The organism is Ruegeria sp. D7 (assembly GCF_056534355.1).
Genome location: NZ_JBQFPG010000015.1, coordinates 26067 through 41393 on the forward strand (window position 1 = coordinate 26067; position 15327 = coordinate 41393).

Genomic DNA, 15327 nt, shown 5'->3' on the forward strand with positions numbered 1-15327 from the left:
TCGGACCTCATGACCGGAGACCCGCGTGCGCAACTGGATCACGGCTATTGTCTTCAGCTTACTGCCCTTGGCAGGACAGGCGCAGGATACTGGGCTTAGGAGCCTGGAAACCACCGATGCTGGGCGCGAGTGGATGGCAGTTGGTCGGCTGGATATCGACGGCACCGGGTTTTGTACCGGATCGCTGATATCTCCGACTCTGGTACTGACGGCTGCGCATTGTCTGTACGACAAAACCACGAAACAGCGAATTAATCCGGCCCGGATCGAGTTTCTGGCCGGTTGGCGCCTCGGTTCCGCCTCGGCTTATCGCCCGGCGCGTCGAACAGTGGTTCACCCCGACTATGTGTATGAAGGCAATGTTTCTGCAACGCGGGTGCGTCATGATATTGCGCTGATCGAGCTGTGGCAGCCGATCCGCAACACCTCGGTCATTCCTTTCGAAACCGGACGTCGTCCTGCCCGCGGTCAAGAGGTGGGGGTTGTCTCGTACGCGCATGACCGCGCCGAAGCGCCAGCACTGCAGGAAGTCTGTTCCGTCATTGGGAGACAGGCTGGAATTCTGGTTATGTCCTGCAACGTGGATTTCGGGGCATCCGGCGCGCCGATCTTTTCGTTTGACGGCGAGCGGCCACGCATTGTGTCGGTCGTTGCAGCGAAGGCCGAATTGCAGGGTCAACGCGTTGCGCTGGGCACCGCCTTGGATGAATCGCTGGAATTGTTGCGGGCCGAGCTTTCGCAGGGGCGGGGTATGAACGCCACATTGGACAACAACACCAAAAACCTCGGAGCAAAGTTCATTAAGCCATGATGCGTGTTTTTCTAAGTATCACCTTGCTTGTTTCAATTCTCGTAACTGCCGCGCAGGCCCAGACCAGCGGCAAGCGCCGACTGACGGATCGCGATGATCTGTATGGGTGGGAGGCGGTCGGACGTCTGGATATCGGCGATCAGGGCTTTTGCACCGGTACTTTGATCGCAAAGGACATTGTGTTGACAGCGGCGCATTGCGCTGTGAGCAAGGCCACCGGAAAACCCTATGCCCCCGGTGAATTGACCTTTCGCGCCGGTTTGAGCGACGGTCAGGCGCTTGCGGATCGCAAGGTCATCCAGATTGCGACTCATCCCGATTTTGTTGCCAATGCGCCGGTATCGGCGTCACGTGTTCGAATTGATGTGGCTCTAATGCGGCTGGAAGAGCCGATTCCCTATTCGATTGCTGATCCGTTCGCCCTGCACAGCGGCCGCGTCAGCGACAGCGAAATCAGCGTCGCCTCGTATGGTCGCGGTCGCGCCGAGGCGATCACGCGCCAACGCTCTTGCCGCATCCTGCAACGCGGGCAGGGGCTGATTAGCTTTGATTGCGATATTACATTCGGTTCGTCGGGCTCCGCTATTTTAGCAAAAAAAGGCCCGCGTTGGCAGATCCTGTCGGTTGTTTCGGCGGGCGCATCGGATGGTCAACGCAAGATCGGCTACGGGATGGAGCTGTCGGGGATTGTCTCGGAACTCAAGGCGATTTTACGTCGCGAAGCGCCCCGACCAACGGCAACAATCCGCAGATTGCAGCCGGGTTCAGCCAAGTCCAGTTCGGGTGCTAAATTCCTCAGCGCGGGCGGGTCTTGAACCCGGTCCTTTTACTTCCCATCTGAGTTCTACCGGATCGCCAAAGCTGGGGTCCGGCATAAATCACCGCCCGTCCATTTCGGAGGGCAATTTCGTGAATCGCTCAAAGATGAGGATACGACATGCGTACATTTGACTTCGCACCACTTCACCGCGCAACCATCGGTTTCGACCAGATTGCAGACATGATGGACCGGGTTTTGACCAATGACGTGGCTCAGCCCAGCTATCCCCCTTACAACATCGAAAAGACCGATGCTGATACCTACCGCATTTCGGTCGCTGTTGCCGGGTTTTCCGAGGCCGATCTGTCGGTTGAGGTAAAGGAAAATTCTCTGGTGGTTTCCGGCAAGAAAGCTTCGGACGAAAAAGAGCGCAGCTACCTGCACCGTGGCATCGCCACCCGCGCGTTCGAGCGCCGCTTTGCTCTGGCCGACCACGTTCGTGTCACCGGCGCGAGTCATGAGAACGGCATGCTGAACATCGATCTGAAGCGCGAAGTACCAGAAGCCCTGAAGCCGCGCCGGATCGAAATTTCGTCTGGCAAGGCCATTGAAAAGGACGTGGTTGACGCCAAAGCCGTGAACTGAGGCTGTTGATCACTTAGCGACAGTCCCGCCTCTCTGGATTGTCGCACCACACGCCCCGCGTTCCTCCAGGCGCGGGGCGAAGTTGTATCCATCGCAACACGGACATGGTGGGCAACACGTTTTCACGAAAATCTGGCAATAGTTTAGGTCGTCAGGCTAGTCTCTTCTGGAACACTTCAATGAACTGAATTTTGTTCACTGCCTACAGAGGGAGACGAAATAGATGCGAATGAAATCCGTTTTTGCCGCTATAGTCTGTGCCGTTGTTGCATCGACCACACTGACCGCGACATCAACCCGTGCCAACGATACCGGAGCGCTTATCGCTGGGGTCGCGTTGGGTGTGCTGGGAGCGTCGATCGCCAAACACCATCACAAGCACGGATCAAAATACCAGAAGCACCCGCACGTTTCGCCCGAGGAGAATGCGATCGGGCTTTGTATGCATCGGACCCACACCGCCATGAGCAATCAAGGCTACTATGCCGTCGATTTTGAGCGGACGCTTTCCTATACGACAAATTCTGATGGCATCGATCTGATTGATCTGGAGGTCGCGCGCTCAAAGGACAGCAATGATGCGCGGAGCCACATAAAAACCCATTGCGCTATTCAAGATGATGCTGTGGTTAATTTCCGCTACTCAAACTACTGAGCTTGCCCTTCGGCAACTTCAACTTAAGAAATCCAAGAGCTTCTATTTTCCCTTCTGAAAACCAGTAGGCAATGTGTCTCGGCCTTGTCTCTGCGTCTATCTTTTTAGCGTCGAGTTTGTCACAGTCTTGGTGATTTGGAGACCCAAGGGGATGTAAATTGCCATAACATTCCCTATGTCATTGGATGATAAGAAGAATAGGGATAGCAGATGTCGAACCAGCAATTCGAAGCATTGATTCAAGAGACGCAACAGAAAGTCCGCGAAAGCCAGTCGCAGATTGAAGGCTTGACCTCACGGATCGAAGCGGCGCGTGCCAAGATCGGAACCGCAGAGGCAGATATCGACATTGAAAATGCGACTTTGGAAGATGTGCACGCCCATACCGAGGTGATGAACGCCAACATCGCTGAGCTGATCATGGGGCTCGACGACGTGACCAACGCGTTTTCCAAGGATTTTGACGAGATGCGTTCGAAAACCGGGTGGGAGTCGTTCGTTGGCATCTTCGCCAAGGCCAAATCCGAGTCCATGCGGCAGGAGCGTATGCGCACGGCCAATATCGACGACAAGCTGCAGGACTTGATCGCTAAATCCGATGTGATCGTGAAGCTGCTGGAGGGACAACTGTCCGTGTTGGAAGAACAGCGTGTGAAGGTCGAGGACAACCTGACCGTGACGCTGGACGACCGAGAGGCGACCGTGGCCGAACTGGAGGCTCTGCGCGCCGAGATTCAGGGCATGGACCCGGCTATTATTACGTTGGAGAACAAGATCAGCGTGGAACAGGATGCTGCGGCGCGGACCCAGTTAGAGACTGAATTGGCCGAGCTGAACAAGCAATACAACGCCAAGGTTCAGGAAGAGCAGGTCAAGCTGGCCAAGTCCCAGACGCTGGAGCGCTATATCGAAAAGGGCAAGACCTGGGTCGATTCCCTGCAGAACCAGGCGGCGACGCAGATGGTGCTGATCAACAAGCTGCAGACAGACACGCAGCAGCGCGTGGTGCTGTATGACGCCCTGACCAAATCGCTGAAAACCGCCCAGCAGCAGGACGTGGCCCACCGCATCAACGAGATCGGCGTGCAGACCGACCAAGAGGCGCAAACCGCCATGGCCGCCATCGGCACCGCGACCAATCAGAAAATGGCCGACATGCTTGAGGCGCATGAGGACCACATGGTCTTTGCCCGCGACGTGCTGGAGAAAAAGGCCAAGGCAGATGAACGCTTTGCCCGCCGGTTCGCGTCGATTGTCGAGAAGCATGATAAGAATTTGTATGGTGGTTAAGTGCGTTTCGCTCACCAACAATTTCTATTACTAGCAGTTAGTCTTGGTCCCTTGGAGGTGCCGAGATTCTTGGAAAAATTTGGTTTCATAGATCAGAAGCCGACTTATCCTGAAGTGCTACAGGTATTGCTTATGGCAGTAATTGCGGCTTGCTTAATGCGACTTCTGTGTTGGTTGAGTTGGGGCAGCGAAAGGGGGCGGCGTTTTCAGCACTCGGTTGGGATCAACCCTCAAGTAGTACTGCATAGTGTCGGTTCGCCTCTCTTTAGATGGTGGTTTCATATCGACAAAAACGGGAAGGACTTGGACGCCCCAAGATGACCGATACCAACCCCACCCAAGACCATGTCGGCCTGACCGACACCTTCGCCTCACGCCGCTATTTCCGCAAATTCGAAGTCATCACCGTCCACCTCCTGCGCGTGGCCGCGACGATGGAGGCGGAGGGCGCAATCAGCAAGCAAGAGGTGCGGATCGTGTCGCGCTACCTCTCGGGGCTGCTCTACACCTTCCGCGCGCTTTCCATGAAGTATCTGCTGGTCGGTCGCGATACGGGACGGTTTTTTGGCAGCCTTGCGATGGACAAGCGTGACAGCGGTTTTCCGGTGGCGGCTGAGCTGCTGACCATGGCCAATGACGCGCAGCAGGCGCAGGTGCATCTGGCGAATATGCCGTCCGAGGATGACCTAAAAACTGACATGGTGCGGACGATCATTGGCGATCAGGAAATCCCCACCAAGCTGCAATTCGCGCTGTCACAAAGGCTCTACTATGAGGAATTGCTGAAAGGTCAGCTGTTTTGGGCCCGCAACGATCCCGAGTGCCACTGGATCGGGAATGAGGGCGAACGGCGGAAGTTCATGATCCACTGGGCGGTCTATGACAGCCAGATCAACCTGCCAGTGATCTACCTGATGCAACTGGAGGACAGCGGCAAAACCGCCCTTCCCAAAGACCAACGCCGCTGGCCCGAAGTGCAGGCGCATCTGATGGCGCAGTCTCTGGGCGGGTTGAAACTGGTGACCATAGCCAAAGGGTTCGATCAGGATTTCGACGACCTGCACCCCAAACACCTGCGCCGCATTCATGTGGGGCCAATGTATTCTTCGGCCTATACCGAACAATCCGGCCCCCTGCGGCAGGTGCTGGAGGATGCGCAATCTCCGCAAGGTCAAGACTGGGCGCTGGCCTGGACCACAGAAGAGTTGGAAAGCGAAGAGGTGATCGAAGAGCGGGCCGGATGGTTCTCGACCGTCGAACGCGAGGTTTTTGCGCTCGACCCATTCGGCGCGCAAGGGGCCGAAACCGGGGCCACACGCACCCAACGGTCGATCATCTTGCCCCAGCGTCCGTTTCAGGTGCTGGCCGAGCGTAACCCTCCAGGGTTTGCCGATGTGCGCAAGTTCGTGGTCAGCAAGTCAGGGCAGGTGTTGAGGTATTAGTTTCGCCTTCGGCGAGAGTATTTTTGAAAAAGATGAATCAAGGGCGGTTTTTGAGATGAGTTTGACGTCAGATCAGATGGAATTGCGCGAGGCGGATATTCGCAAGCATTACCCGGCAGCGACCGCCTTGCTGAATGGGTTCGAACACGCGCCGCGGATTGCCAAAGCGCTGGAGACGTCGACGGAACGGTCGCCGGGGGTGTCGACCGGACGGAGGTTTCGATCCACCACGCCGGGTTTGGTGACACGGCGCACAGTGCGCGCAGACGGGGTGCATTTGGTCGAACGGATCGAGGCCTCGGATGATGGCGATGCGCTGGTCTCGCCACCGCAGGCCACAACGCAGCAGGCAATCCGCCGTGCGGTTGCCATCGCTCTGGCGGTGAGCGAGGCCTACGCCGAACAGACACCGTTGGCAGACTTGAAACGCGCGAACCTTGCGGGCGATTTGCCCGCCGCGCGAAAGACCGAATTCTCGGAACTGCTGACTGCCGAGGCTCTGATCACCTCGCACACCTTCGGCAATGCGCTGGCGTACTTGATGTCCTCGCATCTGGGAGAGACCACTGTCGATATCGGTGAGATCGAAGAGGTCCTGACCGACAACGGCCAACTCGCCTTGCACGGCGCGCTGTGGGAGTTGGACCAGACCCTTGCCAAACACGCCCCCGATGATGCCCACCTGATCGCAGCCACCAGCGCCTATGCCGAGCAATTGATGGAAAAGGTCGCTCTACGCGCCCAGTCCGCAGGCCATCTGGCACCGTTCCAGAATGCCGCCTGGTATATCGAAGCGGATGACCTGACAATCCGGGGGTTCGAACCTGCGTCCAAAGCCAAATCCACCACGCTAACCATGACGTTCAAGAAACCGAACGAGGTGGTGGGCAACCATATCGCCAAGTATCAGGCGATGAAACTGGCCAAGATGGTGATGGCCTACGACTTCGACCGACGCCTGAACCCGTTTGCCGAGCTTGGCGGGTTCATCTTCACCTTCATGGGCGACGGCAAACCGGGCACCGGCAAGACCACTCTGATCCAGATGATGGCCGGGCTGATCAACGATTATTGCCAGAATGCGGGCTATCCGTTCCGCTATCAGAATCTGAGCACCGACAATATCGACAGCTATCAGGGCAAATCAGGCCAGAATGCCAAGGCCTTTATCAACATGATCATCGACCCCTCGGTCATCGGCTTCGGCACCATCGACGATATCGACCAACTGGCGGGCAAACGGGGCGACCGGCAGTCTTCGGCCGGGCAACTGGAAATCACCGCTGTGTTGATGGAAAGCTTTGCGGGCGCCAACACCGTTGTGCGGGGCAACTGCACCTTTGGCATGTTCTCGAACTACCCCGAGAATGTGGACGACGCCCTGCGCCAGCGGGCGGGCGCGCGGTTCCTGGTGGATGGGCCGCAAACGCGCGAGGATTACATTGACATCCTACACCTGCTGATGGGCCGTAACCACGACATCCCGCTGGGTGAACACGAAGCCTATGCCGCGCAGGAGATCAAAAAGGCCGTCGCCGCCAGTTTTGAAAGCCACTCCCGTCCACATGAGGATGCCCTGCTGCAGGTCTATGACCGGGTGTCTGGCGAGATCGGCCAGATGGACACGATTGCCAAGCTGGGCACCTACCTCAAGGCGATCCAGCAGGCGGATGAGCGGTTCACCGGCCGTGCGATCAAGAACATCACCGACGCGGTCAAGGTCCGCGCGATGGATTTCGAACTGCCCGACGAGTGGATGGAAAACCCCGACCTGTTCCTGTTCCGCGACTACGACACCAAGAAGGCGATGATCGACGACCTGCGCCAGCCGATCACGGTGGAAATGGTAATCCAGGAGATCAACCGCTACGCCGACAGCGAATTCCGCTATGCCGACAAGAGTGACGAGGTCGCCATCGAAAACGCAGTGCGTGAGATGGGTCGGATGGAAGAGGCCAAGCGGCGGTATCTGGAGGGGAAGGGGTGAATTATTTGATCGCTATAGGTCTGCCTCTTCTACTGAGCACTGTGGTTGCTATTCCAATAGGGTTCCGAGCCTATCGAACATCTCGTGCGGCTAAAGAAAGCGGAAAGAAATGTTTTCTTCCTTTCTTCGTATATGGCGCGGTTTGCGCTGTTCTGGCAATTCTTACCAGCTACACTTTGATGGATTTTTTTGTCGACCGATTTGCCGTGGACGTTGGCAACGCAAATCCCGCAGATGTAATGGTCTATTTTCAGCTACAGTTCTGGTTGATTGCAGTACCCCTTGGTTTCGCGATCATTTTTGCATTTGCAAAAGGACTGCGAGCATGAGTTTCGAATTCTTGGAGTACAGGTTTCTGTTTGAGAGTGATATCGCGGCGCAGCCGCGACGCGCCCGACCCGGCCCCCAGGGCGGGCGCGTTCCGCACCCACCCTCAGGCCGGGCGCATCGCTACCGTTGCGCGGGAAGGCAATTGTTATGATCCGCCTCATCGAAAAAGGCCTGATGTTCGGCAATCTCATCCACATCTCCAGCCCGGCTCTGGTCAAGCGGTATAACCGCGCGCTGCAGCATCTGACGGGCAAGACTACGGCGTTAACGGATTTCCATGTCGATATCTCGGGCTATTCGCCAGAGGTGGGGATTGAGCTGGAGGATGAGCTCTACCTCAACCCCAACGGGGTTAACCGGCAGTTCATCCTGCTGACGACCGAGCAGAAACGCGCGCCTTTGCTGAACGTCAAATTCTCGACCTCGCGCGATATCCTGCGCGAATTCATCGATATGAACGAGGCGCAACTGTTTGCCTTGACCGCCGCCGATGCGGTGGCCGGAGAGCTGGTGAACTCGGTCATCAAACTCAGCACGCCGCGCGACCTGTTGAACCTGAGCAAGATCGAGATCGAGGCCGACACCGCAGGCGGCACCCTACGCAAGGCCCAGCAGCTAGCGGGCATGGTCGAACGTTTCAAAACCGAAGAGGATGCATGGTTCGACGATGTGCTGATCGCCAAGATGATCGAAACGGCCAAGGAAACCGGCGACGTCACTCGCAATCCCGTTCGCCTGCGCCATACCGCATTCGAGCAGCGTAATTTCTGGACGGCACACTTTGGCGGGCTCTACCTGTTCCCGGATATGGATCACCCGGCGGCGATTTGCATGGGCGAAAAGCCTGACGATATGCCGATCAAATATGTCTTTGGCCCGTCGCAGCGGAACCAGATCGCAAAGTTTCTGGACTACAACGATCTGGTTGAACCGATTGTCAAAGCGCGCGGCGTGGATGCTGCCGCGATCCTGCAACAGAAAATGGACTTTCTGACCATTGCTGCGGCTGCTGACGCAGATGTTGATCTGAGCGGGTTGGATCGCAGCGATATGCGACGACTGGCCCGCAACCACGCGGATCGCCTGCCCGAGGCGTACCACGGCCTCGCACAATTGCTGCGCTGGGCGACCGATGGCGGGCGCTGGCCACGCATCACCTCGGATCATCCCGCTTATTTCTACACATTGCGCGCAGCCGATACGCCGAACCGCGATCTGGTGAATATGCTGTTGACCGAATTGGCTCCGCTGGATCCGCGGCAGATGTTCATCTGCCACAAGGAATTGTTTTATAGTACTTACAGGACCTGGCCCGAGACCAAGAAAGCCTATGTTGCCGACTTCCTTGCCCGCGAGTATCAGGTGGACAAGGCTGGTGCGCGGGCGGCTCTATTTGGTCATGAACCGGATATGTCAGGCAATGACCGGGTCAGCGAAACAGTGATCGCACGGGTCGGCCCTTGGGGCGCGGTCAGGAGAGATTAAGATGTTCGGAGCGATGCGCCTGTTTCTGATCCTGCTGGTGATCCAGACGATTGCCTATTTCGCGCTGTCCTTTTATTCGCGAGGAGTTAGGCGGCGAAAGTTGGAGACGTGGTGGGACGAAAAGGGCAAAACCGGTAACAAAGAAGCGTTTGTTGCGCGTGGTTTGCACGTCTACGACAACTCATTCCGGCGCAAACTGATTTTGGGTGTCTATATTGTACCTTGGGTGGCGATTGGCGCGCTGATCTACATCGTGAATTACATGTGAGGGTTAAGGCATGGCCTATGTGAAATGGGCGTTCATTATCATCTTCTGGGGCACGATCGCCGTGATCTTGCAGTATTCCCTACCGCAGCACGATGTGGTGCGGATCGTCAACACCTACGAGGAACGTCAGGACCTGACGGACTGGACGCGAATCTTCTGGTCCGAGCCTGAAGATCAATCCACCAGCCTGTCAAACCGCGATGTACAGTTCATTCAGGCCGTACGCGCCAACGGGAAGCCGATTGTCTATCGCAACGAAGACACCGGTTGGGGCTGGCCGCCTTATTTCAAGTTCGACACTGCGAACCTTTACACCGAGGCCAACGATGCCAAGTCGACCAAAGATAACCCCGATTGGGTGGTCGTAACGCACTACGGCTGGCGGAATGAATTCATGTCGATTTTTCCCAACGCAATTTTCATCCGGCATGTCGAGGGGCCGGATGTCCGCATCATCCCGTGGTTCAATATTGTCTTCCTGACTTTGTTTGCTGCGCTGGTTTGGGCCATCTGGGTTCGATGGCGGCGGTTTCGGCAAAAGAAGATCGATCCTGTTTTGGAGAACATGGAAGATGGTCTTTACGCCGCTGGTGATGCAATAGATGAAAAGCGCAAGGGCTTTCGCCGCTGGCTGGACAGTTGGAAATCCAAGTAAAACCGTACACCAAAAGGCGCACGCTGTGGTCTGACTGCTCATCTCACGATGAACTCAGCATGAAGCGCCCCGGCAGCCTTGATGGTTTTCAGGATGTCGATCATATCGCGTGGCGACACGCCCAAGGCGTTCAACCCGGCGACCACTTCGGACAAGGTGGTTGCCTCGGGGATTTCAGCAAGCCCCGTTCCTTCTTCCTCTTCGATCCCAGCGTAGGTGCGCGGAACAACGACTGTTTCGCCTCGCGCAAACGGATTTGGCTGAACAGCAATCGGGGCTTCCTCGACTGTGAGGGTCAAGTTGCCCTGCGATACCGCCACGCGTGAAATCCTGACGTCCCGACCCATGACAATTGTGCCCGATCTTTGATCCACCACGACGCGGGCTTTGCTTTCGGGTTCGACCAGAATGTTTTCAATACGTCCAATGGCATGCGCGGTTGATACGGCCCGCGTCGCCTCAATGCTCAACTCCACAGTGCCGGAATCGCGCATGAGTGCGACCGCTCGGTTGAATTCCTTATTGATGGCGGCCTCTATGCGGCTTGCAGTCGTGAAATCCGGTTCTCTCAACGCCAGTCTGAATTGAGTCAAATCAGCAAGCTGAAAATCGATCTCGCGCTCCACACGCGCGCCCGAGGGTATGACGCCCGATGTCGGCACCCCGCTTACAACCGACGCTGCTTCGCCTTCAACCGCAGCGCCTCCGGCTAGCACTGTCCCTTGCGCCACGGCATAAATCTGACCATCTGCTGCATTCAGGGGTGTCATGATCAATGTCCCCCCAAGAAGTCCTTTGGAATCTCCAATGGCAGAGACGGTGACGTCAATCTGACCGCCGACGCGCGCGAAGGGCGGTAGGGTGGCGGTGACCAATACGGCGGCGACGTTCTTGGGGCGAAAATCTTCGCCATTCACGTTTACGCCCAGCCGTTCGAGAATGTTGGACATAATCTCTTCGGTGAACGGAGAATTGCGCAAGCCGTCGCCGGTGCCATTCAGGCCAACCACAAGGCCGTAGCCAACCAGATCATTGCCGCGGACACCGTCGAAATCCACCAGATCTTTCAGGCGTATGGCCCCCGCATTGGCAATGCACGGTAAGACTATCAAAAGGAATACGAGTATCTTCATCTTAAGAAATTCACCAGTGACAGGTTGGCGTTGCGAACGGTCACGGAATACAGACTCTCCAGTTGGAACTGCACGGTTTGCAACTGTGCCGCAGTCTCATAGGGATCTGCAGCGATCAACGCATTGCGCGCATGCTCAGCGCTGGTCTTTGCGGCGGCGTTGCGCGTTGCGGCTTGCTCCACACGCGCCTCAGCCGCGCCGACCTGGGCGCGCAAATTGACCGTCGCATCCTGTGTATTGGCCAGCTCAACACCAAGCTGCGTGAACAATGCGGTTCGTAGATCAGGTGTCCATCCAAGCGCATCATCTGTGGCCAGAGCCGCAACCGCAACATCGCGCAAAGCGTCCTTGAGCGGGGGGTCTGTCGCAGTGATCGGAAGCGTGATCCGCTCGTTCTCGGAAATCTGCATCGGAGCCAAGGTGTCTGTGCCACCTTGATATATCACCGCATCAAATCCGGCGGGGTCGTTGAACCAATCCTCAGCGGCCTGTTGGATATCTGTTAGGGAGGTCAGCCCTATCAATTCGGCCTGCAGCGCTGTCAATAATGTTTCAGCGGAGGTCAGAGGTGAGACGTCAGTCGATGTTCCAGAATACAGGCTGCGCCCTCCCGCCCGCGTATTCAGGGCTGAGATCATTGTGTCGAGCTCATTTCGTGCCTGAACCGATGCTTGTTCATGTGTCACGGTCTGGTTCGCCGTGCCGAATGATAGCAGCGACGCTGACATCTCGGCGACCGAGCCGCTTAGCGTTGTCAAGCTCAATTGCATTGCGTCCGTGAATAGCTGCGCCTCGGCGGTGGCGATGGAAAGCGCGTCCAACCGTTCCAGGCTGCGATCTAGATCCAGTAGGTGCGAGTAATCACCACCAAGACGACCCGAGATATCCTGCACCTTGCCGGTGGACATCTCATACGACAGTGTTTCGATTTGTGATTTGATCTCGGCGCTGCGAGTTCTGAGGGTAAGGCCGCGGGCCAGATCCCCGATCGAATTCAGTGTCATGTTCATAACCTCAACAGGGTATCCATCAGTTCATCCACGACAGCGACGATGCGTGCGTTTGCGGCATAGGCCTGCTCGATCTGCATCAAGCGCTGCAGTTCCGCGTCACTGTCAACACCTTGCTCCGCGACGACTTTTTGCATTTCCAGCTGCGCGTTTGCTGCAAAACTGCTGCGCTGGTCAGCTGTGTGTGCGTTTGCCCCGGCTTTGGAAAGCAACGCCTCGGCGATCTCGGCCGCGCGCATCGTGCCTGTCCCAAATCCCACGCTGGGGGCCGGGCGTGAGTCGGTCAGAACGGCCCCAAATGCTTGCAACTGGCTGGCATCACCCGGCGCACCGGGGGTCAAAGCCCCCAGACCCGCGCGCAGTTTCCAGCTGTCACCCCCTGCATCCGGGTCGACCACAACATTTAGTGAGATGCGCGACGCAAGACCGGTTTCAGAAACCGGATCAAAGCGGCTGCCGTCATCCGTGAAGACGCCCGGATCGGTCGCGGCAGCGGTCGGGTCCAACCCGGTGGTTTCAAACCGCTCGATTAGGTCGCGGGCGACGGCGTCCAGATCGGCTTGCGCTTCGACGGTCAGTTCGTCGCGGACCGAGAACTGGGCCATCAATGCGCCGCCTCGGATTTGGGCGAACTCTCCGCTCACGCGAACGGGTCGGCCGTTGATCTCAAGCCCGGACAGCAACCCGTTGCCAACGGTCATATGCGGCATGGTATCGCCTGTGGTCGAGAACGAAAACTCGGCCGCGGTTCCTTCCAGCAGGATCAACCCGCCATCGGAATAGAGGGAAATCTGATCATTATCGCGCGCGATCGCGTTGACAGGCACCAACTCGTTGACTTGATCGACCAGAATCTGACGATGATCCAACAGCGCGCCAATATCACCGCCCGAATTGCGGACAGCGGGGATACGAGCATTCAGTTTCTCGATGTCTTTCAGAGTCTGATTCAGCGTATCGACCTGTTTGCCTATCGTGCGATCCGCATCGGATCGCATTTGCCGCACCCCTTCGGACGCTGTATTGAGCGCTGTGCTCAATGTACCGCCTGCACGGGCGGCCTGATCCAACCGTTGGGCTGAGCCGGGCAGGCTTGCAGCTGTAATCAGGCTGCTTTCGAATTGGGCCAGTCTGGCCGAGATCGAAGTGGCATCGTCGGCTGCCCCCAACAGTTTCTCGTAACCTGAATGAAATTGCGCCACGGTTTTGGCTGCCATCAGGTCTGCATCGGTCGCACGGCGGTTTGCGATCAGTACCGGATCCTGGTGCCGAGTGATACCAACGACACGAACGCCATTACCGGAAACTGTGCTGGTCGCCAGTTCAAGCGATCTGCGGGCATATCCCGGGGTCAACGCGTTGGCGATGTTTCCTGAAACCACCGCCGCACCACGGCTGGCTGCGCTCAGCCCGCCCAGAGCGTTGTTCAGTGCTGTCGACATATTCATCGGACGCATCCCTTTCGTTGATCAATCATCAGATCAGCGTTTGATATTAGTGGTTTCCTGCAGCATCTCATCCACAGTCTGAATGACCTTGGCGCTTGAGGAATAGGCCCGCTGGGTCTGGATCATTGAGGTCAACTCGGTGGCGACATCGGTGGTCGATTCCTCGCGTGCAAAAGAAACAAGATCTCCTGTTGGACCTTCACCCGCGTTCCATAAGAAAAAGGTGCCGCTGTCACGCGAGGGGGCATAGGTCTGACTGTCCAACGCCGTCAGACCGTTTGGATTCGGTACATCGGCCAGTGGAATCTGGAACATCCGGCGGCTGACCCCAGTATCATAGAAAGCATAGACATAGCCGTTCTCATCAACCTGTACGCTTGTCATCGTGCCAACGGCCGAACCATCGCGTGTGATCGAAACCGGAGCAAAGGTATCGGAAAGCTGTGTAATGCCGTCCGCATCGCCGATCTGGCCGATGTTGATCTCCATCGGTCCGCCGGCGACGTTGACGACAACGCTGCCGTTTGCCGGGTCATAGGCACCGCCGGTCACGGCGGTGACGCTGGCTAGTGTACCACCGGCTGTACGGCTATCGGTGAAGGTCAGGGTATATTCTCCGATGACAGCGCCGCCCGAGGCTGAATCGCGCAATGTCATGGTCCATTCATTGCTGCTGCCGGTTGCAGGAACGGTGGGGACCAATTCGATATCGACGCTTTCAGACTTGCCCAAATTGTCAAAATACTCGACCGACAAGGGCTGCGTGTCACCCGGAGCACCGGCGTTGGTCGCTGTTGCAGGCAGGTTCATCCGCAGGTTCATGGATGTTGTGGGGGCGCCCGAAAGTTGATTAACGCTTAGCTGAATGGGTTCCAGAGCGGCGGGCGTATCCCTCGGGACGCTGGGGATCGAGCCATCTGGATTGGCACGCCAGCCAAGAAGTACAAGGCCGGATTGTGTGACCAGATACCCCTCCTCATTGGTGCGGAATGAGCCTGTCGTGGTCAGCAGCATCTCATTTGAACCTGACGCGATCTGCGAACTGGGACGGACAGGCAGCATGCCTCTACCGCGCACGGCCAGATCGGTTGAATTGTTGGTGGTTACCAGCGATCCGCGCTGATCTATCAGGCGTTGGCTGGTGGTTCTGACCCCGCCTGCCGAATAGCTGCCGCCCTGACCAGATGTGACCATGGAGTGAAAGTCGGTCTCGACCCTTTTATAGCCAAATGTCGATGAATTGGCGATGTTGTCAGAGATCGTGGCCAGCCTGTTGGCGTTGGCCTTCAACGCTGCCACACCGGCATTCAGCGAAGAGGATATGGTCATCGGTACGCCCTTCTGTTGCGTCATTCGTTGATGCAACACGTACCGCACTGGCCCTTAACAGCCGGCTAACAGCTAAAAT

15 protein-coding genes are annotated in these 15327 nt (G+C 57.0%); 11 read left to right on the plus strand and 4 right to left on the minus strand.

All coding sequences use genetic code 11. From position 1 onward, the window contains the following. The first annotated feature begins 25 nt into the window (after positions 1–25). From ACRZ9U_RS17590 to ACRZ9U_RS17640, 11 genes are all read left to right on the plus strand, one after another. Positions 26–811, plus strand: coding sequence for a trypsin-like serine protease (locus tag ACRZ9U_RS17590; RefSeq protein WP_170395202.1), 786 nt, complete (start codon positions 26–28; stop codon positions 809–811). Beyond that, on the plus strand, positions 808–1626 hold the full coding sequence (locus ACRZ9U_RS17595; RefSeq protein WP_480902535.1) for a trypsin-like serine peptidase: 819 nt from the start codon (positions 808–810) through the stop codon (positions 1624–1626). The genes ACRZ9U_RS17590 and ACRZ9U_RS17595 overlap by 4 nt, the downstream gene beginning before the upstream one ends. Before the next feature lie 122 nt (positions 1627–1748). Then, a complete protein-coding gene (locus ACRZ9U_RS17600; RefSeq protein WP_170395206.1) occupies positions 1749–2216 on the plus strand; it encodes an Hsp20 family protein in 468 nt (155 codons plus the stop codon). Between the two features lie 223 nt (positions 2217–2439). Next, entirely contained in the window at positions 2440–2871 is a 432-nt protein-coding gene (locus ACRZ9U_RS17605) for a hypothetical protein (RefSeq protein ID WP_170408700.1), read from the plus strand. A 210-nt stretch (positions 2872–3081) separates the two neighbouring features. Then, positions 3082–4161: a coiled-coil domain-containing protein gene (locus tag ACRZ9U_RS17610; RefSeq protein WP_170736835.1), complete on the plus strand. Its 1080-nt coding sequence runs from the start codon at positions 3082–3084 to the stop codon at positions 4159–4161. 317 nt (positions 4162–4478) lie between these two features. Continuing rightward, positions 4479–5603: a hypothetical protein gene (locus tag ACRZ9U_RS17615; RefSeq protein ID WP_170408698.1), complete on the plus strand. Its 1125-nt coding sequence runs from the start codon at positions 4479–4481 to the stop codon at positions 5601–5603. 55 nt (positions 5604–5658) lie between these two features. Then, a complete protein-coding gene (locus ACRZ9U_RS17620) occupies positions 5659–7590 on the plus strand; it encodes an ATP-binding protein (protein ID WP_170408697.1) in 1932 nt (643 codons plus the stop codon). Then, entirely contained in the window at positions 7587–7919 is a 333-nt protein-coding gene (locus tag ACRZ9U_RS17625; RefSeq protein WP_170408696.1) for a hypothetical protein, read from the plus strand. The genes ACRZ9U_RS17620 and ACRZ9U_RS17625 overlap by 4 nt, the downstream gene beginning before the upstream one ends. 148 nt (positions 7920–8067) lie before the next feature. Then, the gene (locus tag ACRZ9U_RS17630; protein ID WP_170408695.1) at positions 8068–9405 is read left to right on the plus strand and encodes a DUF6638 family protein; all 1338 of its coding nucleotides are present in this window, start codon (positions 8068–8070) and stop codon (positions 9403–9405) included. A 1-nt stretch (position 9406) separates the two neighbouring features. Then, on the plus strand, positions 9407–9673 hold the full coding sequence (locus tag ACRZ9U_RS17635) for a hypothetical protein (protein ID WP_170395242.1): 267 nt from the start codon (positions 9407–9409) through the stop codon (positions 9671–9673). Between the two features lie 10 nt (positions 9674–9683). Next, positions 9684–10328 carry a DUF1523 family protein gene (locus ACRZ9U_RS17640; RefSeq protein WP_170408694.1) on the plus strand — a complete coding sequence of 215 codons (645 nt, stop codon included), beginning with the start codon at positions 9684–9686 and terminating at the stop codon, positions 10326–10328. A 38-nt stretch (positions 10329–10366) separates the two neighbouring features. On the opposite strand, the gene ACRZ9U_RS17645 is transcribed toward ACRZ9U_RS17640, so the two are convergent. Genes ACRZ9U_RS17645 through ACRZ9U_RS17660 form a run of 4 tightly spaced genes read right to left on the minus strand, consistent with a single transcriptional unit; the run spans position 10367 to position 15248 of the window. Continuing rightward, a complete protein-coding gene (locus tag ACRZ9U_RS17645) occupies positions 10367–11461 on the minus strand; it encodes a flagellar basal body P-ring protein FlgI (RefSeq protein ID WP_170408693.1) in 1095 nt (364 codons plus the stop codon). Further along, on the minus strand, positions 11458–12465 hold the full coding sequence (locus ACRZ9U_RS17650) for a flagellin (protein WP_170408692.1): 1008 nt from the start codon (positions 12463–12465) through the stop codon (positions 11458–11460). Before ACRZ9U_RS17650 ends, ACRZ9U_RS17645 begins: the two co-directional genes overlap by 4 nt. Before the next feature lie 2 nt (positions 12466–12467). Beyond that, the gene (gene flgK / locus ACRZ9U_RS17655) at positions 12468–13919 is read right to left on the minus strand and encodes a flagellar hook-associated protein FlgK (RefSeq protein ID WP_170408691.1); all 1452 of its coding nucleotides are present in this window, start codon (positions 13917–13919) and stop codon (positions 12468–12470) included. Positions 13920–13952: 33 nt separating this feature from the next. Then, positions 13953–15248, minus strand: coding sequence for a flagellar hook protein FlgE (locus ACRZ9U_RS17660; protein ID WP_480902540.1), 1296 nt, complete (start codon positions 15246–15248; stop codon positions 13953–13955). Between the last annotated feature and the right edge of the window lie 79 nt (positions 15249–15327).

What these genes read in the sequence shown, in the direction of transcription:
- ACRZ9U_RS17595 (WP_480902535.1), top strand. Translation starts at nt 808, where the DNA reads ATGATGCGTGTTTTTCTAAGTATCACCTTGCTTGTTTCAATTCTCGTA.
- ACRZ9U_RS17600 (WP_170395206.1), top strand. Translation starts at nt 1,749, where the DNA reads ATGCGTACATTTGACTTCGCACCACTTCACCGCGCAACCATCGGTTTC.
- ACRZ9U_RS17605 (WP_170408700.1), top strand. Translation starts at nt 2,440, where the DNA reads ATGCGAATGAAATCCGTTTTTGCCGCTATAGTCTGTGCCGTTGTTGCA.
- ACRZ9U_RS17610 (WP_170736835.1), top strand. Translation starts at nt 3,082, where the DNA reads ATGTCGAACCAGCAATTCGAAGCATTGATTCAAGAGACGCAACAGAAA.
- ACRZ9U_RS17615 (WP_170408698.1), top strand. Translation starts at nt 4,479, where the DNA reads ATGACCGATACCAACCCCACCCAAGACCATGTCGGCCTGACCGACACC.
- ACRZ9U_RS17620 (WP_170408697.1), top strand. Translation starts at nt 5,659, where the DNA reads ATGAGTTTGACGTCAGATCAGATGGAATTGCGCGAGGCGGATATTCGC.
- ACRZ9U_RS17630 (WP_170408695.1), top strand. Translation starts at nt 8,068, where the DNA reads ATGATCCGCCTCATCGAAAAAGGCCTGATGTTCGGCAATCTCATCCAC.
- ACRZ9U_RS17635 (WP_170395242.1), top strand. Translation starts at nt 9,407, where the DNA reads ATGTTCGGAGCGATGCGCCTGTTTCTGATCCTGCTGGTGATCCAGACG.
- ACRZ9U_RS17640 (WP_170408694.1), top strand. Translation starts at nt 9,684, where the DNA reads ATGGCCTATGTGAAATGGGCGTTCATTATCATCTTCTGGGGCACGATC.
- ACRZ9U_RS17645 (WP_170408693.1), bottom strand. Translation starts at nt 11,461, where the DNA reads ATGAAGATACTCGTATTCCTTTTGATAGTCTTACCGTGCATTGCCAAT.
- ACRZ9U_RS17650 (WP_170408692.1), bottom strand. Translation starts at nt 12,465, where the DNA reads ATGACACTGAATTCGATCGGGGATCTGGCCCGCGGCCTTACCCTCAGA.
- flgK (WP_170408691.1), bottom strand. Translation starts at nt 13,919, where the DNA reads ATGAATATGTCGACAGCACTGAACAACGCTCTGGGCGGGCTGAGCGCA.
- ACRZ9U_RS17660 (WP_480902540.1), bottom strand. Translation starts at nt 15,248, where the DNA reads ATGACCATATCCTCTTCGCTGAATGCCGGTGTGGCAGCGTTGAAGGCC.